General features: G+C 52.2%; 17 protein-coding genes. 6 read left to right on the forward strand and 11 right to left on the reverse strand.

What is annotated here, in order from left to right:
* Positions 1 to 3,150, reverse strand: a complete 3,150-nt coding sequence (locus R3I13_RS00090; RefSeq protein WP_346315863.1) for a SusC/RagA family TonB-linked outer membrane protein — start codon at positions 3,148 to 3,150, stop codon at positions 1 to 3.
* A gap of 291 nt (positions 3,151 to 3,441) precedes the next feature.
* Positions 3,442 to 5,340 carry a 30S ribosomal protein S1 gene (gene rpsA / locus R3I13_RS00095; protein WP_346315864.1) on the reverse strand — a complete coding sequence of 633 codons (1,899 nt, stop codon included), beginning with the start codon at positions 5,338 to 5,340 and terminating at the stop codon, positions 3,442 to 3,444.
* Positions 5,341 to 5,524: 184 nt separating this feature from the next.
* On the opposite strand from rpsA, the gene R3I13_RS00100 reads away from it, so the two are divergent.
* Positions 5,525 to 6,415 carry a rhomboid family intramembrane serine protease gene (locus tag R3I13_RS00100; RefSeq protein ID WP_346315865.1) on the forward strand — a complete coding sequence of 297 codons (891 nt, stop codon included), beginning with the start codon at positions 5,525 to 5,527 and terminating at the stop codon, positions 6,413 to 6,415.
* A 300-nt stretch (positions 6,416 to 6,715) separates the two neighbouring features.
* Here R3I13_RS00100 and R3I13_RS00105 read toward each other — a convergent pair whose 3' ends face one another.
* The gene (locus tag R3I13_RS00105; RefSeq protein WP_346315866.1) at positions 6,716 to 7,216 is read right to left on the reverse strand and encodes a DUF4251 domain-containing protein; all 501 of its coding nucleotides are present in this window, start codon (positions 7,214 to 7,216) and stop codon (positions 6,716 to 6,718) included.
* A 47-nt stretch (positions 7,217 to 7,263) separates the two neighbouring features.
* On the opposite strand from R3I13_RS00105, the gene R3I13_RS00110 reads away from it, so the two are divergent.
* Complete coding sequence (locus tag R3I13_RS00110; RefSeq protein WP_346315867.1) at positions 7,264 to 7,386, forward strand: hypothetical protein; 123 nt, start codon at positions 7,264 to 7,266, stop codon at positions 7,384 to 7,386.
* On the forward strand, positions 7,383 to 8,612 hold the full coding sequence (locus tag R3I13_RS00115) for a 4-hydroxy-3-methylbut-2-enyl diphosphate reductase (protein WP_346315868.1): 1,230 nt from the start codon (positions 7,383 to 7,385) through the stop codon (positions 8,610 to 8,612). Before R3I13_RS00110 ends, R3I13_RS00115 begins: the two co-directional genes overlap by 4 nt.
* 601 nt (positions 8,613 to 9,213) lie before the next feature.
* On the opposite strand, the gene R3I13_RS00120 is transcribed toward R3I13_RS00115, so the two are convergent.
* From R3I13_RS00120 to R3I13_RS00150, 7 genes are all read right to left on the reverse strand, one after another.
* Positions 9,214 to 9,978, reverse strand: a complete 765-nt coding sequence (locus R3I13_RS00120; RefSeq protein WP_346315869.1) for a LytTR family DNA-binding domain-containing protein — start codon at positions 9,976 to 9,978, stop codon at positions 9,214 to 9,216.
* Between the two features lie 36 nt (positions 9,979 to 10,014).
* Positions 10,015 to 11,988 carry a tetratricopeptide repeat protein gene (locus R3I13_RS00125; protein WP_346315870.1) on the reverse strand — a complete coding sequence of 658 codons (1,974 nt, stop codon included), beginning with the start codon at positions 11,986 to 11,988 and terminating at the stop codon, positions 10,015 to 10,017.
* Between the two features lie 593 nt (positions 11,989 to 12,581).
* Entirely contained in the window at positions 12,582 to 13,271 is a 690-nt protein-coding gene (cmk, locus tag R3I13_RS00130; RefSeq protein WP_346315871.1) for a (d)CMP kinase, read from the reverse strand.
* An 89-nt stretch (positions 13,272 to 13,360) separates the two neighbouring features.
* The gene (locus R3I13_RS00135) at positions 13,361 to 14,956 is read right to left on the reverse strand and encodes a T9SS type A sorting domain-containing protein (RefSeq protein ID WP_346315872.1); all 1,596 of its coding nucleotides are present in this window, start codon (positions 14,954 to 14,956) and stop codon (positions 13,361 to 13,363) included.
* A 13-nt stretch (positions 14,957 to 14,969) separates the two neighbouring features.
* Positions 14,970 to 16,514 (reverse strand): hypothetical protein, encoded by a 1,545-nt coding sequence (locus tag R3I13_RS00140; RefSeq protein WP_346315873.1) that lies wholly within the window; start codon positions 16,512 to 16,514, stop codon positions 14,970 to 14,972.
* 69 nt (positions 16,515 to 16,583) lie between these two features.
* On the reverse strand, positions 16,584 to 18,335 hold the full coding sequence (locus R3I13_RS00145; protein ID WP_346315874.1) for a hypothetical protein: 1,752 nt from the start codon (positions 18,333 to 18,335) through the stop codon (positions 16,584 to 16,586).
* 494 nt (positions 18,336 to 18,829) lie between these two features.
* Positions 18,830 to 21,361 (reverse strand): ATP-dependent Clp protease ATP-binding subunit, encoded by a 2,532-nt coding sequence (locus R3I13_RS00150; RefSeq protein WP_346315875.1) that lies wholly within the window; start codon positions 21,359 to 21,361, stop codon positions 18,830 to 18,832.
* A 270-nt stretch (positions 21,362 to 21,631) separates the two neighbouring features.
* On the opposite strand from R3I13_RS00150, the gene R3I13_RS00155 reads away from it, so the two are divergent.
* The 3 genes from R3I13_RS00155 (at position 21,632) to R3I13_RS00165 (ending at position 24,050) form a co-directional block, all read left to right on the forward strand.
* A complete protein-coding gene (locus tag R3I13_RS00155; protein WP_346315876.1) occupies positions 21,632 to 22,006 on the forward strand; it encodes an STAS domain-containing protein in 375 nt (124 codons plus the stop codon).
* Positions 22,007 to 22,023: 17 nt separating this feature from the next.
* Positions 22,024 to 22,932, forward strand: coding sequence for a ribonuclease Z (locus R3I13_RS00160; RefSeq protein WP_346315877.1), 909 nt, complete (start codon positions 22,024 to 22,026; stop codon positions 22,930 to 22,932).
* A 278-nt stretch (positions 22,933 to 23,210) separates the two neighbouring features.
* Positions 23,211 to 24,050 carry a hypothetical protein gene (locus tag R3I13_RS00165; protein WP_346315878.1) on the forward strand — a complete coding sequence of 280 codons (840 nt, stop codon included), beginning with the start codon at positions 23,211 to 23,213 and terminating at the stop codon, positions 24,048 to 24,050.
* Positions 24,051 to 24,697: 647 nt separating this feature from the next.
* Here R3I13_RS00165 and dapA read toward each other — a convergent pair.
* Positions 24,698 to 25,600 carry a 4-hydroxy-tetrahydrodipicolinate synthase gene (gene dapA / locus R3I13_RS00170; RefSeq protein WP_346315879.1) on the reverse strand — a complete coding sequence of 301 codons (903 nt, stop codon included), beginning with the start codon at positions 25,598 to 25,600 and terminating at the stop codon, positions 24,698 to 24,700.
* Between the last annotated feature and the right edge of the window lie 93 nt (positions 25,601 to 25,693).

The following is a 25,693-nucleotide window of genomic DNA, read 5'->3' on the forward strand; positions in this document are numbered from 1 at the left end:
TTAAAATTTCACCTGTACGTTGAACCCGAATGTTGCAGGTATCGGCAGGTTCCCCCCTTCGATGCCCTGGATGTTGCCGCCGCTGTTGGTCAGCTCCGGATCAATGTAATCGTTCACGGTATAAATGTTCCAGAGGTTCCTCCCGTATGCGGATACGCGTACCTGGCGCACGATGCTGCTTTTGGAGAAAGGAATGGTATAACCGGCGGTCAGCTCGCGGAGCTTCACGTAAGTGCCGTCGAATATGCTCTGCGTGGTAGGCCCGTTGGAGAAGCCCAATGCCCAGTCCATCGCGGAAATGCGGGTGCTGTTCGCTTTCGTGTTAGACACGGTGTAACTGCCGTCAGGATTGAAGGTCACCGCGCCGTTCACGCCGTCCAGCACAAGCCCGTTTTCACGGATGCTGTTCTCTGCGGTCGGTTTCAGCACGCCGGTTTGCATGCCCACTTTGTAGGTCTGTGAAAACACTTTCCCGCCAACACGCCCGTCTACGAGGATTCCTGCATCCCAACGTTTGTAGGTGAACCGCTGCCCGATGCCGAATTGCCATTTGGGAAGGATGCTTCCCAGCGGCACCATCTGCTCCGTGCGCAGGTATGCGCCGTTGGCGCCGATCACTTTATTGCCTTCGTTGTCGTACACGAAGTCATATCCCAGGAACTGGCCGTAGGACTCGCCTTCGCGGGCCACGAGCGTAATGAGCGTACCGGTAGGATCGTTGATGGGATAGCTGGAGGCGTCGTCTGTAAGTTTTTTCACTTCGTTGCGGTTCGTGCTCCAGTTGAGGTTCACATCCCAGTTGAAATCTTTATTGGTGATGGGCACCACGTTCAGGCTTATTTCCACGCCTTTGTTGTTGATCTTGCCGGCGTTGATGAACCTGGATTCATAACCGAAAGCGGTGGAAACGGGAATGTTGATGATCTGGTTGCGGCTGTCGTTGGTATACACGGTTACATCCAGCCCAAGCCTGTTGCGGAATGCTTTAAAGCTCACGCCCGCCTCAAAGGAGGAAGTGATCTCCGGCTTCAGGTTCTCATTCGGGAAAACGTTGGGAAGTTTGTATCCCGCGTTGCCGTTGAACGCCTGCGTGGCTTCGTAGGCCTTCAGCAGCTGGTAAGGATCGGTGTCGTTACCCACCTGCGCCCAGCTGAGGCGGAGCTTCAGGAGGTTGATCCAGTCAGAGGATTTCAGTTCGCCCAGCTCGCTGATCACGAAAGAAGTAGATACGGAAGGATAAGCAAATGAGTTCTTATCCAGCGGCAGCGTGCTGCTCCAGTCGTTGCGCAGCGTTCCGTCCAGGAAGAGGAAGCTCTTGTATCCCAGCGATACGCTTCCGAAGAGGGAATAAATGCTCTTGTGGAATGAGTTGGATTCATTCAGCACGCTGTTCGCATTCTTCAGGTTGTAATAGTTCGGGATGATGAGCCCGCCCTGCGTGGCTGCATTGCTGATGCGGCGTTTCTGGTTCATGATGTTGCCGCCTGCGAATGCGGAAAGCGAAAGATCATTCCAGCGTTTTTTCGCGTTGGCGATGAACTCGTAGTTGAATTCGCTGAAGTTATTGCCGTATTCGATATAGTTGCTCTGGCTGCGGGAAAACACCGCGATCCTGTCCTGGCTTTGGTAATCGTAAACGTCTGCATTCACTTTGGAACTCAGCTGCAGCCAGCTGTTCACGTCGTAAGAGAGGCCGATGTTGCCGTAAAAGCGGTCGCGGTCTTCTTCGAGGTAGCTTTCGTAGGCAGACCAGAAGGGATTGTCGATGTATTTGGTGGCGCGGCCTGCGGCGGTGTTTTCATAGCTGTTGCGGTTCCAGGCGCGGGGCGTGCCGTCAGGACGTTTGTACTCGCGCAGTTTATCGTAGTCTACCTGCACCTGTCCCCACTGGTATGCTTCCAGCATAATGTTGCGGTTGCTGGCGCCGGTCCAGGGTCTGCCGGTGCTTTGGTTCTTCACGTAATTGACGTTCGCGGTGGCGAGGAATTTCCCGAAGCGGGAAGAACCGGAAAGGTTCACGGTATTCCTGTGCAGGCTGGAGTTCGGGATGGTGCCGCGCACGGCGCGGTTGGTATAGGAGAGCCTGAAGGTCTGGTTCTCGTTGCCGCCGCTGATGGAGATGTTGTTGCTGGAGGCGAGGCCTGTGCGGAAGAAGTCTTCCACGTCAGATTTGGGGTAAGACCAGGGCTGCAGTTTCAGGTAGTCGTCCGCATATTCGGGATCGAGGTTGTACCAGTGCAGTACGGGCGTGCCGTCCAGCTTGGGCCCCCAGCTTTCGTCCATGCCATAATCCACGATGTTGTAAGTGGTGCCGTTGATGGTAGCGGTCTGGAAAGTATTGCTTTTACCGCCGCCATACAGGTGCTGGCGTTCGGGCAGGCGGGTGAGGCGTTCAAATTCAAGGCCTGAATTGAGCGTTACATCGAAGCCTTTGCCGGCGCGGCCTTTTTTGGTGGTGATCACGAACACGCCGTTGGCCGCGCGGGTGCCGTATAATGCAGCAGCGGCGGGACCTTTCAGCACGTTGATGCTTTCGATATCGTCAGGGTTCAGGTCCTGGATCATATTGCCCACGTCTTTACCCGCGGAAGAGTTGATCGTGCTTTTGGTGTTCATGTCCGTGTTGTCGATGGTAATACCGTCCACCACGAACAGCGGCTGATTGTTGCCGGAAATGGAGTTGATGCCGCGGAGCAGCACCCTGTTGGAGCCGCCCATGTTGCCGCCGGAGGAGATCACCTGGAGGCCGGCCACTTTGCCTGAAAGCGAGGCCAGTGCATTAGTGGGGCGGGTTTGCAGTTCCGCGCTCTTCACTTCCTGCACGGCATAACCGAGCGCTTTGGTGGCGCGGGAAATGCCGAGTGCGGTCACCACTACTTCCTGCAGTTGTCTATCGCTGGTTTTGAGCGTTACGTTGTAGGAAGAGAGGCCGCTGAGCGGTTGTGTGAATGTTTCCATCCCGATGAGGGAGAAAGTGAGCTCGGTCGCGGACTCCGGGACGTCGAGGCTGTAGCTGCCATCGCCGGCGGTGATGGTGCCGGTGGCAGTGCCTTTGATGAAAACGGTTACGCCGGGTAGCGGCTGTCCGTCTGCGGTAGAAACTTTACCGGTGATCTTCCTGCTTTGTGCGTAGATAGTCAGGTGTGCCATAAGCAAAAGCAGGGTAAGCTTGAAGAAGTGTCGCATGGTAATTACCCTATTATATTTATAGACTAAATAGGTTGCGAAGGTATAGGAAGTGTTAAAACTATCCTAATAAATTTTCGCTATAGCAGCATAAGCAGGCTGGGAAGCTTATGAATAAAGGGTTCCAGGAGATGCATAGTTGCAGGCGCAACTACTTTCGAAAACGTTTTCGTTATATCATTGCGGGAAGTAACAGCAAAAAAAATCCCCCGGCTCACACCGGGGGACCTTTTATTTTTAAAACAAATCCGTCAATTATTCACCTTTCTTTTCTTCACCACCTTCGGATTGTTTCAGTTTTTCTCTCAGTTCGGCCAGCGCGCCCAGGTCGCCCAGGGTGGCTTTTTCTACCTTAGACTGGATGTTTTTCACCGTTTTGCGGGTCTTTTCAGCTTCAGCGCGTTGTTCTTTCTTCACAGCATCTTTCTCGTCTGCTTTCGCTTGTTCCCAAACTTTGGTGTGAGATACCAGGATGCGTTTTTCGTTGCGGTCGAATTCAATGATCTGGAATTCTTTCACATCTTCAACAGCGATCGGTTTCTCGTCTTCAGTGCGCAGGTGACGGGCGGGAGCGTAAGCTTCCAGGCCGTATTGCAGCTGCACGGTAGCGCCTTTGTCGTCTTTCTTCACTACGGTACCTTCATGGATAGAACCAATCGGGAAGATAGTTTCGAAAGTGTTCCAGGGATCTTCTTCGATCTGTTTGTGGCCGAGGCTCAGTTTGCGGTTGTCTTTATCAATGCCCAGGATCACAACTTCGATCTCGTTGCCCACTTTCGTGTATTCGCTCGGGTGATTGAAGCGTTTGATCCAGCTCAGGTCGGAGATGTGGATCATGCCGCCGATGCCGGTTTCCAGCTCAACGAATACGCCATAAGGAGTGATGTTTTTCACGATGCCTTTGTGACGGCTGTCCAGCGGGAATTTGGTTTCGATGGTAGACCAGGGATCTTCGGTGAGTTGTTTGATAGACAGGCTCATTTTACGCTCGTCTTTGCTCAGGGTAACTACCACTGCTTCGTACTCTTCGCCCAGTTTGAAGAACTCTTTGGCGTTGATCGGGGTGGAAGCCCATGAGATCTCGGATACGTGCACCAGGCCTTCTACGCCAGGCAGGATTTCCAGGAATGCACCGTAATCTTCGATATTTACAACTTTCCCTTTTACTTTGGCGCCTTCGGTGATGGTTGCAGGCAGGGTATCCCACGGATGCGGGGTCAGCTGCTTGTAACCTAAGCTGATACGTTTCTTCTCGTCGTCGAAGTCCAGTACCACCACGTTGATCTTCTGATCCATCTGGAGTACTTCGCTCGGATGGGAGATACGGCCCCAGCTGATATCGGTGATATACAGCAAGCCGTCCAGGCCACCCAGGTCGATGAACGCACCGAAGTCTGTAATGTTTTTGATAGTACCTTCCAATACCTGGCCTTTTTCCAGTTTGGAAATAATGTCCACACGCTGCTGCTCGATATCGCTTTCGATGAGCGCTTTGTGGGAAACCACTGCGTTGCGGATAGCCTCGTTCACCTTCACTACCTTGAACTCCATGGTTTTGCCTACAAACTGGTCGTAGTCAGTAACCGGCTTAACGTCGATCTGGGAACCCGGCAGGAACGTTTCCATACCGTACACGTCCACGATCAGGCCGCCTTTGGTTTTGCTGGTAACAGTACCGGTAACCACTTCGCCGGTTTTGTACACTTCCACGATACGTTCCCATGCACGCTGCATACGAGCCTGTTTGCGGCTCAGGTGCAGGTTGCCGTCGCGGTCTTCTTTTTCAACCACGAGCACTTCCACCTCGTCGCCGATCTTCAGCTGGGGAAGGTCGCGGAATTCGTTGAGGGAGATCAGGCCATCGGATTTGAAGCCGATGTTCAGCACCACGTCGGTTTTGGTGAGACCTACTACAGTACCGGTAAGCAGACCGTTCTCTTCGATCACTTTGAAAGTACTTTCGTAAGTTGCGTCGTACTTTTCTTTCTCCGCTTTGGAGTAAGAAGATACGTTACGTTTGTCCACGCTCCAGTCGAAATCGTCGTGAGCGGTGGCAACAGGAGCATTTGTTGTCGCTGTTTCCACGGTAGCAGCTTCTGCTACGGGAGCCTGTTGTTCAGCGTTTTGTTCGTTAATAATGTTGTTTTCTTCCAATGTAAAATGATTTAAGGGGGCAAAGATACGGAGATAATCCCTTCCGGGCAACTTTATTTAAGCCCGGATACAGTTGTAAACGAACAGATTACATATTTTTTTGATGGCCATACGCTTACGCCGCGCGCCGGTCATTTCTCGCTGAAATGCAGGCGGGCAACCAATTTTTCTTTAATTTTCCGGTATGAACGGAACTTCCCTTACATCGGACTTCAAACACTGGGTAAAACAAGGCAACTCGGTTACTATCCTCATCGTTATTAACATTGTTATTTTCCTGATATTCGCTCTTTCGGACTTCGTTTCCGCCGCCGGATCCTCCGCTATAGGCGCTTTCCTGTACGACAACCTTTCCCTCCATACCCTCCCTTCTATCCTTATCAGGAAACCATGGGGAATGATAACCACAGCATTTACACATACATACATCTGGCATATATTGGGCAATATGCTCATCTTTTTCTTCTTCGGCAACCTCTTCCGGTCCGAATTGGGGAATAAACGCGTGGTGCCCCTCTACCTGCTCAGCGGACTCTTATGCTCCTTTGTGCTCGTGCTTTTTTACAACCTGTTGCCCGGCCTGCGCGGCACCGACACCACCGGCATAGGCGCTTCGGGCGCTGTGATGTGCTTCCTTGTAGCTGCCGCTACCCTGATGCCCAACCTGGAGATCGCCATTTTCTTCATCATCAATGTGCGGATCAAATGGGTGGCAGCTGCGATAGTACTGATAGACCTGGTATCGCTCCCGCACAACAACAACTTCGGCGGCCATATTGCCCACCTGGCCGGCGCTGCCTTCGGGTACCTCTACGTCCGCCAGCTGCAGCAGGGGCGCGACCTCGTGGCGCCCATCTCCCGCTTCTTTGACTGGGCAGGGGGCCTTTTCACCGAAAAAGAACCCGCCGCCCGCAAATTCAAACCGAAAAAATCCCCCCTCCGCGTAGTGCGCAACAACGAGCCCAGCCACGCTTCCCGCCTGGATCAGTTGCTGGATAAGATCAATGAAAAAGGATATAACAGCCTTACCAGTGAGGAAAAGTCCTGGCTGCGCAAATACAGCGACGAGAAATAAATCCTGCAAATCTCCTGGGAAACAAGCACCTGCCCGTTTATTAAAAAGCTAAGCCCCGGAGAACCGGGGCCTGATCAGATAGTTTATCAGTAAACGTAAAATCCAATTTTCGTGGCAGACCTTCAGGATCTGCAACAGGCGGCGTTTTCACGGCCAGCCTGGTTTGAATGATGATGTATGAGCCGGGAAGATAATGCGGCAATCACATAAAGCGTATGGTATATGCAAAACAAAAGACGGCATGCGGATAATGGATTCCGGGCCGGTTCACTGTTTTGTCTGCCTACGGTCATGCACTCTCTATTCCCTCTCTGCGATATTTCCCTGGTAGGAGATCGGTTGTTTGTTCCTCGGCGTAAGGTGAAGGGTGGCGGAACCGTCTTTCAGCACATTCAGCACGATCAAACTCACATTGGTCGAGTTATGCAGCGGGATGGTCACGTCCCACCCGCCTCTTTTCCTTTCCTTTACCGTATAATCGATATTACCTGCTTTGAAATTGAAACCCACCTGGCTATAGTCTGTCACTGCGGTATGGCTGCGCCCGACATAAGGCAGGTTTAGCTGCACGCTGTCTGTTTTTATGCGGAAAGTATAATTCTCCCCCGCCATGGGCACCGAGGTACCGCCGGGAGCCATCACCGATTGAACGAAGAAAATAAACTGCCTGCCGTCTATCAACTGCTTCACTGCCCGGGCAATGAGGGAATCCCTGAAATATTTGGGACTTTGAGCCCGGGTAACGGATACTGCAAAGAGCAGGCACAAGCCTGTCAGCAAGATTTTGGATGATGTCTTCACACATAGGTTTTTAAGACAAATACAAGATAAGTATAAAATGCGGGAATATGAAAAAAGGATTTTGGCGCAATGGATACATGGCGCTATTGCGCGATGGATATTTATATCTTTGGCACCAAAGCGCTAATTTTGCAATAAACCCGGCTGCCGGGGCAGCCTTTGAAGCATGAAAACATTCAACGTACCCATCATATACCGCAGCCCGCTGATCTCCGCCATCAAGCAGAAAAGGAAACAGCAGGACCGCATGAAGAAAGACTTCAGCCCTACCCTCCTGGATTTCGGCCCCCTCCGCATCCTGCTCGCCCGGCATTTCGGGTTCTGCTACGGCGTGGAAAATGCGATCGAGATCGCCTTCAGGACCGTGGAGGAAAACGAGGGCAGGCGCATTTTCCTGCTCAGCGAAATGATCCACAACCCGCAGGTGAATGCAGACCTGCTTTCGCGCGGGGTGCGTTTCCTGATGGATACCTCCGGCAAACAGCTCATTCCCTGGGAAGACCTGCGGCCTGATGACATCGTGATCATCCCCGCCTTTGGCACTACCCTCGAGATAGAATCCAGGCTGCAATCGATGGGCATTACTCCTTTGCAGTACAATACCACCTGCCCCTTCGTGGAAAGGGTGTGGAACAAGGCCGAGCAGATCGGCGCGAAAGAATATACCGTGATCGTGCACGGCAAGCCGAAGCATGAGGAAACCCGGGCCACCTTTTCCCATAGCCGCTCCCATACGCCCACGGTGGTGGTGAAGGATATGGAGCAGACCCACCGCCTGGCCGCCTATATCCGGGGCGAAGCGCCGGCGGAAGGTTTTTATGAAGAATTCAAAGGCCAGTATTCCGAAGGTTTCGATGTGAACAAGCACCTGGAGCGTGTGGGCGTGGTGAACCAGACCACCATGCTGGCGTCTGAAACCCAGGCCATTGCGGATTATGTGAAGCAGGCCATCCAGGAAAAATATGCGCTGGCCGAAGACCGCATCTCCGAAAGGTTTGCCGATACCCGCGATACACTCTGCTATGCCACCAACGACAACCAGACGGCCGTGACCGGCATGCTGGAATCCGCGGCAGACCTTGCCATCGTGGTAGGCGGGTACAACAGTTCCAATACCTCCCACCTGGTGGAACTGTGTGAAGAAAAACTCCCCACTTACTTTATATCATCCGGGGAAAAGCTTATTTCACGGAACGAGCTGTTTCACTACGACTTCCATCACAGCCAGGAACTGCACAGCCTGAGCTTCCTGCCAGAAAAAGAACCGGTTACCCTGCTGCTCACCAGTGGCGCCAGCTGCCCGGACGCAATCGTGGAAGCGGTGATCCGGAAGCTCCTTTCATTTTACGGCCTGGAAGAAAAAGTGGAGGAAGCGGCGGCATCCTTCGCTGACTAACCGATCGTTTTTACAGGCTACCGATGAAACAGAAATCGGTTGCAAGCCCCCAGGGCCGTCATTGCGAGAAGCAGCGGAGCTAAAGCGGGTGGGGCGACGAAGCAATCTTATTCATTAAATGACGGCACTCCAATACCAAGGAGGAGATTGCTTCGTCGCGGCTCCTGCACAAAAGCCTCCGCGGCTCCTGGCAATGACGTCTCAACCGCCGGATAACCGGCGGATTTTTCTTTTTAACTGGCGGAAAAAAGGTTGATGAAGCAGCGGCGCCCGCCGGATGACCCGGCCCGCAAATTCTTTTTTGATCCCCTGGCTATTCAGACAAGCGGCGGTGTTACCACCGGCCGTCGTATGCCCTAAAACCCGCCACAGGACTGATAAAAACAAAAAAGACACCAGAAGGTGCCTTTTTCCTTTGGGGCTAATCAAACGCTAGTAATGCAGAGAAAATTCTTATTCTTTAACAAACAATCGACTTTCTTTTTGTGTGATACAAAAGTAATACGCCCCAAAGGAGGTTGCAACCGGAATTTAATATCTGGTATCGTATAGGCGATAACTGGCAAGATCGGGCATAAAATCGGATGCGCCTTTACAGCATTCAGAAATGCATCGCCTTTTTCAGGAATTCCGCTTTACGCCGGCGTGACACTTCCACCTGCGTGCCGTCACTCATCAGCGCGAAGCCGCCCTCGCCCTGCAGGTACGATTCCATTTGTTGCAGGTTGATCAGGTGGGAATTATGCACACGGAAAAAATCCACATCCGTCAGCAGCTCCTCGAACTCCTTTAAAGGTTTGGATACCAGCAGCTGCTTCTTGTCTGTAAAAAATATCTTCGTGTAATTGCCCGTGCTTTCGCAGCGTACAATATTTTGCACAGGCATGAACACCAGGCCGTTGATAGTTGGCAGCGCGATCTTTTTGTTCGTCTGCTGCAAAGTTTTCATGTTCTGCAAAAACACTTCCAGCGGCGCGATAGAGGAATTATTCTGCTTTTGCATGCGCCTTTCATAATATTTGCGCAGCGCTTCCTGCAGCTCCTGCACGCTGAAAGGTTTGAGCAAATAGTCCAGCGCGTTGAATTTGATGGCTTTCAACGCATATTGTTCGTACGCGGTCGTGAATATCACGTCGAACGTCACCTTGTCGAACAGTTTCAGTAACTCGAAGCCATTCTGGTGCGGCATTTCCACGTCAAGGAACACCAGGTCCGGCTGCAGCTCGTCTATCAGCTGCCTGGCTTCTCTTACGCTGTTTACCCCGGCCAATACGGTCACCTCCGGGCATTTCTTTTGCAGCATCGCCTGCAACGCATCAATACAGTGCTGCTCATCGTCAACGATAATAGCTTTGATCTCGCTCATGTGTGATGGTATTTATTTTTCTCTGCAACCTTGATTTTAAAAAAGGAATTCGGCCGGCAGCACGATCTTCACCTGTGTGCCGGCAGCCTGCCCCCCATGATCCTGCAGGTCCAGGATCTCTACGTTCGCATCTTTGGTATTATTGATCTTGCGGATCAGGGCAATGCGCCCTTCCGTTACTTTCATGCCCATGGAATTATGCATGCGGTCTTTCTTCTCCTTGATCTCCATCGCCATCTTGCGGCCAATGCCATTGTCTGTCACCACCACTTCCAGCACCTTTCCCCGCAGCGACACAGCTATTTCCAGCCGGCCCTTTTCCTGCCGGTGCACCAGCCCGTGCCAGATGGCATTCTCCACGTACGGCTGGATGATCATCGGCGGGATGAGCACTTCCTCTTCGTTGATATTTTCTCCCACGCTGATGTGATAATCAAACATATTGTTGCAGCGCAGGGCCTCCAGGTCCAGGTAAAGGCGGAGGGAATCGAGCTCTTTATTGAGGGGGATGAAGGTATGCTGGCTGTTGTCCAGTATCATGCGCATGAGCTTGGAGAACTTGGTGAGGTAGTCGCTGGCCTCTTCCTGGTTGTTGCTCCAGATGTAGCGGTGAATGGAACTGAGGGAGTTGAAGATGAAGTGCGGGTTCATCTGCGAACGCAGCGAACGCAGCTCCAGCTGCAATGTTTGCCGGTTGGCCTGCAGGTTGCGGTGGCGGATGTAGAAGAAGCCGCCCACGATCAGCATAAACAGGAAACCCGCCAAAGCTATGGCCAGAGCCAGGTTGCGGCGGATGCGCAGCTGGTTCAGGTCCTGCGCCTGCTGCAATTCTTTGATCTGGTTATCTTTCCGGTACACTTCGTGCATGGCCTTCATCTGTGCAAACTCAATGCTGGAGCGCTCTTCCAGGATGCTGTCCTTATACTGGAGGGAAAGATTGGTATTGTCCAGCGATTGCTCATAATCCCCTTCTCTTTTGTAATTATCCGCCATGGCCTTGTAACCGTCCATCAGCACGCTTTTGAAGCCCCATTTATGCCCGAGGTCCAGCGCCTGCTGGATATAATGCCGCGCATTTTCATGTTTGCCTTCTTCGTTCAGCAGGCGGCCGATGCTGAGGTAGCTCTCGGCCACATGTATCTTGTCATCCACCCGGTCGTTCACTTCCAGCGCTTTTTGCAGGTAGTCCATGGCGAGGGGATAGTTTTTCTTTTTCTGGTAGGCCGTGCCCAGGCAGGTGTAGCAGATGGACATGCCGGTGGAATTGCCCAGCCGCTGGTTCACGGCGAGGGACCGTTCGTAATAATCAATGGCGAGGTCCAGCTTGCCGAGGTTTTCGTAAGCGTAGCCCAGGTTGCCTAGATTAATGGCCACGCCAAGGTCGTTGTCACTCTCCTGCTCCAGGCGCAGGCTGCGGGTGAATTCACGGATGGCGTCCTGGTATTTGCCGTCGCTGAGGTTGATGTTGCCGATGGAATTGGTGGCGATGGTGATGTTGCGCACGTCGTTGATCTTCTCAGACAGCTTCAGGGCGCGGAAGTGAAAGTCGAAAGCTTTTTCGAGCATGTCCCTGCGGCGGTAATCTACGCCTATGTTGTTGAGCGACACGGCGATAAGACGGTCTATGCGGCTGTCTTCCGCGGCTTTCAGCGCTTTTTCGTGGTATTCGGTGGCGAGGATGTACTGGCTTTTGTTGCGTTTGGACGTGCCCATTTCGTTATACGCGTCCGCAAGGCCTTTATTGTATTTTATACGCGAAGAAAGGGCGATGGCTTCCTGGAGGAAGGGATTTTCCTCGTTCTTCCGGTCGAAATACCGGTAAAAGCTTTTGGATTTGGCCATCAGGGTGCTCACCTTGAGGGTATCGTCCGCCATTTTTCTGACGGAATCGAGGCTGCGGTATACCAATATGGAATCCTGCGCGGAGGAGCTTCCGCGGATGAGGAATATCAGGCATACCAGGAAAATGAGCCCTCTTTTAGACATGGTATCAGGTGCAACAGCCTTCACAAGGTAAAATTTAATTGCGACATGTGCGCCGGTTCTATACGGTTTAAAAAAGCGAAGGGGCGAAAGAATTCGCCCCTTTCCTATTAACCGAATACACCTACTGAAAATATGAAACAGGGCGTCTTGGCCCATATTCCACATTACGTTTACAACAACCCGGGCGCCAGTGCCCAGGGGATGTCTGATTTATATCACAGTTCGTTTATAGACGGTTAATAGCATGGTCTTTTATTGCGTGATACAATCCGGATATGGCTTCAAAAGCCTTTGGACTAACACAGGAACCAACGTGTTGCGTCGGGAAAGTTACCGGGTCGGCAATGCGCAATCCGGCAGCTCTTGTCAAAAACGCTGTGTTTTTGACGGCAACAAAGTTCAGGTTCTTTTCCAGGTTACAGGTTTCGTTCTGGTCCAATAGTATCAGCGGCATGTATCTACTACTATCCATTGTATCATGGAATGCAGGGCAAAGACCATTAAATAGCAGGAATTTCTGAGGATGAGGTTATTATTACTAGAAAAGCTAACACACAGGGAGGCGGGCTCCCTTAGCCATTCAAAGATAATAACGTTTTTTGATATACAAAAAAAATTCAAGAAGAATGTGCCATAATCGCGTCTTCCACCCACTGCAGCACCAGGTCCAGCTGTTCCGGCATGGTCAGCTGGCTGTTGTCCAGGATGATGGCGTCCTCTGCTTTGCGCAGGGGGCTCACCTCGCGGTTGGAATCGATATAGTCCCTCAGTTCGAGGTTCTCTTTCACTTCATGCAGCGTGATGTTCGGGTTCTTCGCATACAGCTCCTTGAACCTGCGTTCCACGCGGATGGCGGGGTCCGCCGTCATGAATATTTTCAGCTCGGCATGCGGGAACACGACGGTGCCAATGTCGCGCCCGTCCATTACGATCCCCTTATCCTTCCCCATTTTTTGCTGCTGCGCCACGGCAAACTCCCGCACTTCGCGGACGGCGGCCACTTCGCTCACCTTTTCCGCTACCAGCATTTCACGGATCATGGGCTCTACGTTCTCGTCGTTGAGATACATATCGCTCTGGCCGGAGATCTGGTTGTGGATGAATTCGAGGTGAATGCTTTGCAGGGCCTGCTTTACGGTTTCCGCATCATTCCAGTTAATGCTATGCTGAATAAAATAAAGGGTGATAGCGCGGTACATCGCCCCGCTGTCTATATACAGGTAGTTCAGCCGCCTGGCCAGCTGTTTGGCCAGGGTGCTCTTCCCGCAGGAGGAATATCCGTCTATCGTAATGATTATTTTCTTCAAGCCCTGGTTTTTTTTGGATGTGCATTGCATTTGGCTGGGTCGCCTCTGCAAAGTTGCCTTAAATCCCGGAAAAATCAAAGAGAAATTGCCTATCTGTCTATCACCACTACTTTATGGGTGCGCATCAGGCGGTTGGTGCCTTTTTCGTAGAATACGAGGAGGTATGTGCCTTTCGCCAGCGCATCAATGCGCAGGTCGCGCGCTCCTTCGATGGTGAACTGCTCTATGAGCTGGCCCAGGCTGTTCACGAGGTGCATGGTGATAGCGGTCTGCTCCCCGCGGACCCGTACGGTAAACTGGCCGCGGTTGGGGTTCGGGAATACTTCTATCCGCAGGAACGGCGGCACGGCTTTGATATCCGAATAGCTCACGCGCCCGTTGCTGCGGGCCACCGCTTTGATGCGGTAATAGCTCCAGCCGTCGTAATTATTCGGGTCCACGTAGCGGTAATCCAGGCGGGTGTTGATATTGCCGTTCGGCGCCATGGTGCCTATCTGTCCTACTTTCACGAAACCGGTATCGGTATCCAGGCGGCGCTCTATCTCAAAATAGGCATTGTTCAGCTCGCGCGAAACGGACCATTCCAGCTGTGCGAAGTTTTCGTTCAGGCGCCAGGCGTTAAAGTAAATAAAAACAGCAGGCGCATACGGCCCGTACAGGATAGAGGCCTTCGTGAAATATTCGTTGTTGCGGATACCGTCGCGGAAGCGGCGGACGTGCATGGTGGCATTTCTTAGTGTAGCCGTTGTAGTTAGATTGCCCGCTGTCGGGAAGGTTTCAGGTTCCATGTAATCCCAGGCGTTGTTCACAAAACGGGTCACATAGCTGGAAGCGCGGTGGGAAGAATAGTCCCGCCCTTCATCCGCATCCATGTGCTGCAGGGTAAGATTGGCCTCGGCGGCGTCTGTTCTGCCGCGGGCCATGTTCCAGGTTTTGTTGGTGAAGTCCAGCTTGTTGACCAGGCCGGAGATGGCGAACTGGTACACACTGTCGAACACCCTGGCCCTGAAATCATCTGCCGCGCCTACATATTCAACCGCCGCGGGCGCGTAGGTGGCGGGTGAGGTGCCGATCGGGAATACCACGCGGCCCGCGGCTGCGTTCACCTGTTCGCGGTATACAAACCCGCCGGCAATGCTGGAGCCGGTGATGATAAAGGATTGTTCGCTGTAACCCGTGATGGTGCCGGGATTGCCGTTGCCTACCACCAGGTTCCAGCCGTTGAGGAACAGGTGGCCGGTGGAAAAATTCAGGTTGTTGCGCACCTTCATGTCGCTCAGGTCCGAAAGCAGGATGCCCAGGCGGTTGTTCACCTCGAAGTTCGGGAAAGTGGCGCCCAGGCGGCTGCTTACGTTGTAGCCGCCGAAGAGTTGCTGTGCCCCGAGGTTGCCGTACAGAGGGTTGTTGCCCGAGAAGCGGAACAGTCCTCCCCTGCCGGAGAAGCCGTTGGCGCTTTCGTCAGGCAGGGTGGCGCCGGTGCCGTTGCTCCAGCTTTTGCCGAAGAAGTTGATCACTGCTGACTGGTTCGATCCGAAACCGCCGTCGTTCACTACATTACCGTATATAGACACTACTTCGCCGGAAGATACCTGGATGCGGGCGCCCGGGGCAATGTACACTCCCTGCTGCGCGCGCATCAGCAGCGGCAGGAGGAGTAGGGATAATAAGTGGATGACGTGTTTCAACTTCAACCCGGTTTTAATATTGTGATAAAATGATCCATTGATTCGCGCTCACAGCCTGCAGGGTAATCACGGAAATATTGTTCTCACCAAAGCCGGTACCGATCCGGTAAGTGGTATTTATTCCGTCAAAGTCGATCTGGTCGGAGCCTGTCACATCCAGGTCAATATCCCGGTTAGCGGTAAAAAGCTTTTTAAAGACCAGTACCCGGCCGATATTGGTGGAGGCATCCGGTAAAGTAACGGTGATTGTACCGGTACCGGTGAGGTTCGTGAACACTAATGTATAGTCCTCTGGTTTTACTACGTAGTCGTCAGTAACTATGGTCACGGCCATCGTAATGCCGGAATTTATTTTCATCAGGCCATTCCCGGTAATCGTCATCCGGTTCGCATCATTCGTGTAAAAGGAAATGCTTTTGTTGCCGGCGTGGTTGAACTGGATGGTATCGTTATTTTTCGAAGCTGCAAATTGCTCTGATGCAGGGATGCTCAGGAACTTGTACCAGGTGCTGGTAGCAACATCTGCTTTTTCCCCGCCGCGGAAGTAGGCATTATGATCGTTCAAATTGAACTGCCCGAAATACCGCGAGCCCACGGCCTGCATCATCATGCTGAACCATGCACCCTCGTTGGGGATCGGGTTCAGCGGCGCCCCCAGCACGTCCGTCTGTATAATCGCACTGCCATTATTGAGATAACTGTTGTAGTTGCGCACTACTTCCCCATCCCGCGCACCCGCCGTGGTAGCAATATACAGGGGCACGCCGCTGCGCTGTTTGCCGGACACCACCCAGTCTGTGCCATTGCTCACAAGGCGAACAGAATAACCCGGTGCAACATACCCCACAGGATTGGTCCCGGTAGCCTGTGATCTTACATTCGCTCCGGCGAAGAATACCGAATCGGCGCCGTAAGAAATTATTTCGATAGCCCGCCCCGCCTGGCCTGCGGCTGTTTGCAGGGTAAGGGTGGCCTGGGATGTATTGTTCATGATGATCACGCTGTTGGAATCGGCCATGGCAAAGTTGCCGGCGGCAGTGGCCACATTCGTGCCGGTAGAACCGTTCACATGCAGCAGTGTGGTGGGTGCAGCAGTGCCGATGCCGATCCTCCCATTGGCGGCAATACGTGCGGCTTCGGTGTTGTTGGTCTTGAATATTAAAGGCTGGGCGTTGGAAGAGCCCAAATAATTTATAGCGGGGTTAATGTTGTTGTTGCCGGTGAACGACCAGGTGGCGCCGGCGCCGGAAACTTCCTGCAGGGCTACCCATGCACTGGTAGAAGGACCTGTTTTTTTCCGGATGTAAATGCTGTTGTCTGTCTGGTTGTAGATCATCATGCCGGGAGCGGCGGTATCCAAAGGAGGTGCGGCAAGCGCAGTTGCGTTGATACGGGGAAGGAGGAAACCTTTTTTGGTGGAGCTTAGCTCCAGGATGGCGTCAGCACGGTAGTCTGACGTACCGCCGAATTTCATCTGGGCGGTGGCGGGGATAACGGCCAGGCCAAGGAAAAAGAGAAGTATGGCCGTCTTCCATATTTTGGTGTAGCAATAGGTCATGGGATAGTATTTGGATTATAAAGGAACGGTTATGGTTATACGCATAACCGTTCCTTTCAATCGAAATGATTATAAAGTGGCAGCAGACCTGCTGAGAACGGACCAGCTGGTGCCGTCAGAAAGGAAAGTCACGGAGAAGTGAGGCGCATCGATATTGATAGCGCTCTGGCCGTTGATCGTAGAGCCGCCTGCAGCGGAAATTGCTACGATGCTGTCTTCCTCAACCACAGAACCTCCCTGGGGAATTCTTTTTACGATATAGATCCTGCCTTTGTTGGTAGCAGCGGGAGTAGGCAATGTAACGCCAACAGTGCTGGTTCCAGCGCCTGCAACGAGTACGATGTAATCGTTGTCGGCAATAGCGCCGCCACCGCCGGGCAGTGTACGTACGTTCACAGATACAGAGCCGTTGATGGAAAGGCTGGCTGTCTGGCCCGCGCCGCCCACGCTCAGGTTGGTGCTGGCCACTACCTGGTTGGCGAATGTTTTAACGCCGCCTAAAGTCTGTGCACCGGTTGTGATCACACCACGGTTAGTGGCATTTGCATCAGGAATGTTGAAGGTCATGATATTGGTACCTGCTACGATATTAAAGTCTGTACCGGCAGTGCCCGTCAGCATACCTACTTTACCATCGGTAGTGGATTCAGCCGAAGCATTGGCGGGATCGGTCAGTGCGGAGATGCCACCCAGTTTTTTGGGATTCAGGTCCACTTCTTTAATTTCTGCGCCCGTACCTTCTTTAACGAGCACTTTATAGCTGGTTGCAGCAGGATCCGCGGCATCTGTAGTACCGATAGACAGTTTGCCTGCAGTGGTCAGGCTACCGGTGCTGCCTGCGTAGTTATTCTGGATCTCGATATCGCCGTCGAATATTTTCTTGCCTGCAAAGGTCTGGTCACCTACTGTTACCACACCAGGGTTCTGATCCGTAGCGGGGAACAGGGAAAGAGACCACCTGCCTTCGTTGCCTGCAGTGGCGTTCGGCACGAACTTACCGGCGAAGTTACCGGCTTCAGCCGGCGTAGTGGTAATATCGGCAACGGTAAGACCATTAGCGGTAGCGATGCGGTTAAAGCGGTCCCAGTCGGCTTTGGTGATGAAACCGTAGGTCTGCCCGGCGGTGCCCATCATGGTCGGGATGTTCAGCGTTAAGTTCTGGCCTGCGGTGGTAGCCGTGATGGTAGTCGCCGCGGGTGAAGCAACAGCGCCCAATATCGCGTCTCCCTTCAATGCGTTCAATGAAGTAACGGAAGTGAGCGAAAGATTTTGTTTTTGCACTTTACCATCCGTACCGATCATCAGCACATCATTTACACCTGCGCCTGCCACGTCTATGTTGGCGTAAGGGATCGTCAAACGGCCGTCTGTGGCGAATGACATAGCAGGGTTGTTGTTCACTTTAAATGCCAGCGGCTGGGAAATGGTGGTACCAATGAAACTGTTTGCATCTGCGTTGTTGTTACCGCCCAGTTTCCAGGGTCCGCCGCCTACGCCGTCATCTCCCGCCATCTTCACCCAGTCCGCGTCCGTATTACCGGTGCCTGTTTTAAAGTAGAAGCCTGCGCCATTCGGGTGGGCGCCCGCTTTCAGGTATACGACCATACCCTGGGTGACGGTCCTGGTTTTCAGGAAGGTAAATCCTGCCGCATCTAAACGGGGAAGCAGGAAACCTTTGCGGTTGCTCTCCAGTTCGAGGATAGCGTTCGGGTCAACTACCGCGGGATCGCCCCCGATCTTGACCTGCGCTTTGAGGCTGTTGTAAGAAAAGAACAACAGGGTTGCCATTATGAGGCTGGCAATACGTAACGACTTTCTCATAGGTAATAGGTTAAAAAATATGACTTGTTAGTTTTAAGAGATTATGATATGAATGTTGAAAATTGATTTCCCATGTTGTTGCGTGTTCACTTCCCGTTGTACACAGAAGCTGCCAGGTCCAGGATTTTTGCCTTTGTTTTTCTTAACTTCCGAGTACAGGGTAACAATGCTGACACAATATTACATATATATTTTGATTAATACGTTATTTCTATAATGTTTTTATTTAATTTAATATTTAAGAAAGGCGGATACTGCACCAGCAAAGGATTATAGGCTGATTATCAAGTATGTGAGTTACTTGACAGGCGAAAATAATTGGGGTATTTTTTACATAAATCCAACTCATGAAAAAGGCAGGACAATCACTGATTATCATGCCTTTTTTATAGATATGCTTAAACTGGTTAACTTTTTTGTGCGAAAGTGGCCGGCACAAAAAAAAGGCCGCCCGGGAACACCGGGACGGCCTCAAGTTTTATTTCACTTAAAAATTATGCTTCTGATTTTTCTGATTTACTCTTCGACGGATTTTTCAGGGAGAACACCAGTTTCTGGTTTTCCTTGTCCAGGTCGGCGATCAGGATATCCCCGTTATGAATGTTCATATTGAGGATCTCTTCTGCCAGCGGATCTTCCAGGTATTTCTGGATGGCCCTGTGCAGCGGGCGGGCGCCGAACTGCTGGTCGTAACCTTTTTCTGCCAGGAAGCCTTTCGCCTCGTCTGTCAGTTCCAGGCTGAAGCCCAGCGTCTGCAACCTTGCCAGCACTCCTTTCATCGTGATATCTATGATGGTATAGATATGCTCTTTGGAAAGGGAGTTAAAGATGATCACGTCGTCGATACGGTTCAGGAACTCGGGGGAGAAGGTGCGTTTCAGCGCCTTTTCGATCACGGCCTTGGTGTTGTCTTCTTCGCTCACCGCTCTTGAAGTGGTGGTGAAGCCTACGCCTGCGCCAAAGTCTTTCAGCTGGCGCACACCGATGTTGGAGGTCATGATGATCAGGGTGTTCTTGAAGTCCACCTTGCGGCCCAGGCCGTCCGTCAGGATACCATCGTCGAGCACCTGCAGCAGGATGTTGTAGATATCCGGGTGTGCTTTTTCGATCTCGTCCAGCAGGATCACAGAGTAAGGTTTGCGGCGTACCTTTTCGGTAAGCTGACCGCCTTCTTCGTAACCGACATATCCGGGAGGCGCGCCGATAAGGCGGCTTACGGAGAATTTCTCCATGTATTCGGACATGTCTATACGGATGAGCGCATCTTCGGAATCGAACATGTACTTGGCAAGCGCTTTGGCCAGCTCGGTTTTACCCACACCGGTGGGACCGAGGAAGATGAAGGTACCGATCGGCTTCTTGGGATCTTTCAGGCCCACGCGGTTACGCTGGATAGCTTTGGTCACCTTGGAGATGGCCTCGTCCTGCCCTACCACAGCGCCTTTCAGGTCTTCGCCCATGCGGCGCAGCTTTTCGTTTTCCGCCTGCACCATCCGTTTCACGGGGATGCCGGTCATCATGCTCACCACTTCCGCTATCGCCTCTTCATCGATGGGATAACGTTTGTGCTTCACTTCTTCTTCCCATACGGCTTTGGCCTTTTCGAGGTCTTCGCCGAGTTTCTTTTCGGTATCGCGGAGGGCGGCGGCTTCTTCGAAGCGCTGGCTCTTCACGACCTTATTTTTTTCCTGCTTGATGTCTTCGATCTGTTTTTCCAGGTCGAGGATATTCTGCGGAACATTGATGTTCTTCAGGTGCACGCGTGCGCCCACTTCGTCGAGCACGTCGATGGCCTTGTCAGGCAGCAGGCGGTCCGTCATGTAACGGTCGCTGAGCTTCACGCAGGCGTCGATCGCGTCGTCTGTGTAGGATACATTGTGGTATTCCTCGTAACGCGGCTTGATGTTGTTGAGGATCTGGATGGTTTCATCCACGGTGGGAGGATCTACCATTACCTTCTGGAACCTGCGGTCGAGCGCGCCGTCTTTCTCGATGTACATGCGGTACTCATCGAGGGTGGATGCGCCGATGCATTGGAGTTCCCCTCTTGCGAGGGCCGGTTTGAAGATATTGGAAGCGTCCAGCGAACCGGAAGCGCCGCCTGCGCCAACGATGGTATGGATCTCGTCGATGAACAGGATCACGTCCCGGTTCTTTTCGAGCTCATTCATGATGGCTTTCATCCTTTCCTCGAACTGACCGCGGTATTTGGTACCGGCCACGAGAGCTGCAAGGTCGAGGCTTACCACGCGTTTGTCGAACAGCACGCGGGAAACCTTGCGCTGCACGATGCGGAGGGCGAGGCCTTCCACGATAGCGGTCTTACCAACACCCGGCTCCCCGATGAGGATGGGATTGTTCTTCTTACGGCGCGAGAGGATCTGGGAGACGCGTTCGATCTCCTGTTCACGTCCCACGATAGGGTCAAGGCTGCCAGATTCGGCCAGCTTGGTAATGTCCCTGCCAAAATTGTCGAGTACAGGTGTTTTAGACTTCGTGTTGGTTTGTTTTGCTTTAGAAGCATAACTCTTCCGTTCGTCTTCAAACTCCTCTTCTCCGGGGTCATCGAATTCCGCTTTAGGGTCTGCAGATTTTACGAAGCCCAATTCGTTTTTAAAAGTATCGTAGTCCACGTCAAACTGTTGAAGGATTTGAGTACATACGTTTTCTTTATTCTTCAGGATGGACAGCATCAGGTGCTCTGTTTCCACGGTGGGACTTTTAAGCGCCTTTGCTTCCAGCACGGTTACACGGATCACTTTCTCTGCCTGTCGGGTCAGCGGGAGGCTGTTGATATTCGCGATATTCTTACCGGTCTTATCTTTAATAGCCAGTTCCACTTCTTTTCTCAATTCATAAAGATCAACGTTCAGCGCTTGTAAAATTTTTACAGCTGTTCCCTCACCTTCACGAATAATACCCAATAGCAGGTGTTCCGTACCGATGAAATCATTCCCCAGGCGCAATGCTTCTTCCCTGCTAAACGAAATGATCTCCTTTACTTGCGGTGAAAAATTCTGATCCATTGTTGATGATTTTTGTTAAACCCTTACGGGGGCTTGCTTATACAATATTACCAAATAAATTTTGGATTTACTTTGGATTTAGTTTTTATACTTGTACATTCTTGGTTAAGATTTACTTTTGCGGTGAAGGGCCTTGTGAGGTAAATATACTTACGAGAAGAGGGATGTTTTTGATTTGTGCTGCTTACTTCTGCAAGGATTTTTATCGGACCGGTTTCCTTTTCGTGCGTGTCCTTTTTTTATTATGTTAAAAATATAACATCCGGCAATATGCAATTCAAAATTGATACCAAAGAAAAAATAGTGTTATTACGGCTGGAGGAGGAAACGCTGGATGCTAAAATGTCAGATGCGTTTGTGAACGCTGCTGCCGCCATGGATGAACTGGAAGAGAAGAACCTTATACTGGACCTGCATTCCCTCCAATCCGCCGACGATGCCGGGCTCAAAGCCATTTTTACAGTGTACACGCGCCAGTACGATCGCGGCCTGAGTGCGGCAGTGGCCTGCCTTAACAGTACTTTAACGCAAAAACTCTCCGCTGCGTATCCCGAAATGCTCAATATCGTGCCCACCGAATCGGAAGCGATCGATATGGTGATGATGGAAGACTTCGAACGTGAGCTGGACCTTGATGAGGAATAAATGTCTATTTTCGCCATATGTTCGCGGTAACGATCTTAGGGAATAATTCAGCCATACCCACGCCAGACCGGCATCCCACGGCCCAGGTCGTGACCTTCAACGAGCAGCTGATGCTGGTAGACTGCGGGGAAGGCACCCAGATGCAGCTTAGCCGTTACAAAGTGCGCCGCAGCCGGATCCGGTACATTTTCATCAGCCACCTTCATGGCGACCACTACTTCGGCCTCATCGGGCTGATCAACAGCATGAGCCTTCTTGGCCGTACCGAGCCCCTCTCCGTTTACGGGCCGCCCGAGCTGGAAGAGATATTAATGCTTCAGCTCCGCGTAGCCGCCACGACCCTGCGTTTCGAGCTTCAGTTCCATGCCCTGCTGCCGCATACCACCGGCCTGCTTCTCCGTGATAAAGACATGGAAGTGAGTTACTTCCCCGTCAAGCACCGCATTCCCTGCTACGGCTTTTCTTTTAGCATGCAGCGCCGCAAGCGGCGCATCATACCAGAGCAGGCACGCGCCTACGAAATTCCCGCCGCGTTCTATTCCAGGCTCCAGGAAGGAGATGATTACCAGGACAAAACCGGCAAGGTCATAAAAAACGACTGGGTGACCCTGCCGCCGCCCCGCCCGAAGCGGTACGTGTATTGCGCGGACAGCATTTACGACGAAGACCTTATCCCTTACATGCAGGACGCGGACCTCGTGTATCATGAGACCACTTACCTGCACGATCTTCACCAGCGTGCCGCTGAAAGGTATCACAGCACCACCGTACAGGCGGCCGGCCTGGCTGCCCGCGCAAACGTCAAACGCTTGCTGATCGGGCACTTCAGCTCCAAATATACCGAGCTGGAACCTTTCCTGGACGAAAGCAGGCCTGTCTTCGCGAATACCGATCTGGCGCTGGAGGGAGTGACTTACATTTTGTAAGTAATCCTACCGACCTCATTCTTCTTTGACAATACGATCCCTCATTCCCGGAGGTTGCCCCCTCATGTATCTTAACCCTGTCTTTCAAAGAAATCGCCCGGAGTGGGCGGAAAAGGTCTTTCACCTTTTTCTTATGATGATACCACTTTCCATTTTCCATAACCCGCTCCTCGTTCAACTGGCTTTAACTTATTTACGCATAAAAAAATACTTAAAAATTAGTATTGCCTGATATAATTCAGCCATCTAATTTTACGCATTAAATAATTCCTATAACTATGCACCGAACTTTACTGTTTGTCTCAGCAGCGCTATGCCTGAACTTTAGCCTGAGCGCGCAGACCGTCACCGACACCTCAGCAACGCGCCCGCCGGGCATGGAAGAAATGGCTACGGCGGAAAAGCCTTCCAAACGTAACGGGCCTTATTACAAGAACATCATCAAGACCAACCTTTCCACCATTGCGCTTGGTAACTACGGGCTTACCTACGAGCGCATGCTTACCCGCAAGATATCCGCTTCCATCGGTTACCGGTTCATGCCTTCCACGAACATTACTAAAAGCCCGCTGGGCGAAAAAGTGATGGATATTGTGGCGGAAGAAGGGGACGATATCGCCCAGCAGCTGGACAAGCTGAAGATGAGCGGCAATGCCGTAACGCTGGAATTCCGCGTGTATACCGGCCGCAGGCCGGGCGCGAAAGGCTTCTATGCGGGCCTCTATGGCCGTTACTCGACCTTTAAGTACGATTACCCTTACGATTTTGAGGCGCCTTCCGGCAACACGGTGGTGCCGCTGAAGGGAGATTCCAAAGGCATCGGCGGCGGCGTTATCCTGGGCGGGCAGTTCATGATCGCCAAACGCGTGGTGGTAGACCTGTTTATCATCGGCGGCCACTATGGCAGGATGACCGGCAAGGCGGAAGGCCTTACCGACCTCAGCGACCTGGACGAAGCGGACCGTGCCGAACTGAAAGCTGACATTGAAGGCCTGGTAGACCTTGGCGGCGACAATGGCATCAAAGCCGACGTTCGCGACGACGGCGTTCGCGCAGACATCAAGCTGCCGTTCCTTGGCGTTCGCGGCCTGGGCCTTACCGTTGGTTTTGCCTTCTAAACCGGCCTTTTATTCTATCCCCATACTACAGGCCGCCCTTTATCCGGGGCGGCCTTTTTACGCCCCGGGTCAGCCGCCTCAGTCCCATATCAGACCCGTATCATCCGTGTATCAAACCCGTGGATAAAGGTACTTTAATGCGTGTCCCGTATCACTTTTGTACCGGGTGGTATCACTTCTGATACCGGGTCATGTCACTTTTGGCAGGTTATATCACTTTTGATCCCCGGGAACGTATTTTCCGGCCTTGGGAGGCACAAAAGTGATACGACTGAAACATTCCCCAGGTCTGGATCGGAGCTAGATCGGAGTTAGACCGGGCCACGAACGCTTTTACCCCGGGATTAGATCGGAACTAGACCGGGTTACGAACGCTTTTACCCCGGAGTTAGACCGGGTTATGAACGCTTTTACCCCGGGGTTAGATCGGAACTAGACCGGGTCGCGAAGGCTTTTACCCAGGATCAGATCGGAGTTAGACCGGGTTATGAACGTTTTTACCTGGAGTCAGATAGCAATAAGACCTGGGTCAGACGTAAGCTGGACTTGATGAAGAGACAGAAAACGGGACAAGGACCTGTATCAAAACAAAAGCCGGCTGGAGAGTTTCTCCAACCGGCCTGCTATATTTTCCACGGATCAGGTAGTTACACCAGCGATCCTGCTTTGTTGTATGCTTTCAGGTAAGCGTTGATCCTGCTTTGCAGCGCGGCGGTAACAGGCACTACCGGCAGGCGGAACACGTTTTCCACCAGTTTGTCGTAGTGCAGGAATGCTTTGATGCCGGCGGGATTGTTCTCAGCGAACATCAGGTCGAAGCCTTCCAGCATTTTGTAGTGCAGGCGGCGGGCTTCGGTATAGTTTTCCTCCAGCGCGGCTCTTACCATAGAAGAGAAATCTTTCGCGAAATAGTTGGCAGCAACGGATATCACGCCGTCCATACCACAGGCCAGCTGCGGGAATGCCACGGCATCGTCGCCGCTGATCACCAGGAAGCCTTCAGGCTTGCGGCGGATGATCTCCATGCATTGCAGCATATCGCCGGAGGCTTCTTTCATCGCGATCACATTGTCTACCTCGTTCGCAATGCGCAGCGTTGTTTCCGCGGTCATATTGCGGCCCGTGCGGCCCGGAACGTTGTAGAGAATGATGGGTTTGGGAGAAGCGGCGGCAATGGCCTTATAGTGCTGGTAAATGCCTTCCTGCGTGGGTTTGCTGTAGTAAGGCGCAACGCTGAGCACAGCGGCCGCCTCGTCCAGCGGGCAGGTTTCCAGGCGTTTTACCACATCGTTCGTGTTATAGTCGCCAATTCCTACTACTACAGGCACCCGCTTGCTTACCTTTTCAAATGTGAAGTTGATAAGGTCCAGCTTTTCTTCTGCTGAAAGCGTGGGTGTTTCCCCGGTGGTGCCTAATGTAACAACATAATCCACCCCTCCTTCGATCACGTGGTTGATCAGCCTTTCGAGGGCCGTCCAGTCGATCGTTTCCTGTGTAGTAAAGGGCGTAACCAGCGCAACGCCGGTACCCCTTAATTGTTCCTGTAACATATCAATCTTTATCAATAGCCTCTTTTGCGGCCTGGAAATAATTGCAAATATTGAATTTTGATCCGGTTCACGCAACAAAGAAGGCTGTTATTT

The organism is Chitinophaga sp. YIM B06452, assembly GCF_039655965.1.
Lineage (GTDB): Bacteria > Bacteroidota > Bacteroidia > Chitinophagales > Chitinophagaceae > Chitinophaga.

Coding starts and splice junctions, on each gene's coding strand:
- R3I13_RS00145 (WP_346315874.1), bottom strand. CDS start 18,335: ATGAGAAAGTCGTTACGTATTGCCAGCCTCATAATGGCAACCCTGTTG.
- R3I13_RS00155 (WP_346315876.1), top strand. CDS start 21,632: ATGCAATTCAAAATTGATACCAAAGAAAAAATAGTGTTATTACGGCTG.
- R3I13_RS00120 (WP_346315869.1), bottom strand. CDS start 9,978: ATGAGCGAGATCAAAGCTATTATCGTTGACGATGAGCAGCACTGTATT.
- R3I13_RS00100 (WP_346315865.1), top strand. CDS start 5,525: ATGAACGGAACTTCCCTTACATCGGACTTCAAACACTGGGTAAAACAA.
- R3I13_RS00090 (WP_346315863.1), bottom strand. CDS start 3,150: ATGGCACACCTGACTATCTACGCACAAAGCAGGAAGATCACCGGTAAA.
- R3I13_RS00110 (WP_346315867.1), top strand. CDS start 7,264: ATGAAAAAAGGATTTTGGCGCAATGGATACATGGCGCTATTGCGCGAT.
- R3I13_RS00115 (WP_346315868.1), top strand. CDS start 7,383: ATGAAAACATTCAACGTACCCATCATATACCGCAGCCCGCTGATCTCC.
- R3I13_RS00140 (WP_346315873.1), bottom strand. CDS start 16,514: ATGACCTATTGCTACACCAAAATATGGAAGACGGCCATACTTCTCTTT.
- R3I13_RS00160 (WP_346315877.1), top strand. CDS start 22,024: ATGTTCGCGGTAACGATCTTAGGGAATAATTCAGCCATACCCACGCCA.
- dapA (WP_346315879.1), bottom strand. CDS start 25,600: ATGTTACAGGAACAATTAAGGGGTACCGGCGTTGCGCTGGTTACGCCC.
- R3I13_RS00150 (WP_346315875.1), bottom strand. CDS start 21,361: ATGGATCAGAATTTTTCACCGCAAGTAAAGGAGATCATTTCGTTTAGC.
- R3I13_RS00165 (WP_346315878.1), top strand. CDS start 23,211: ATGCACCGAACTTTACTGTTTGTCTCAGCAGCGCTATGCCTGAACTTT.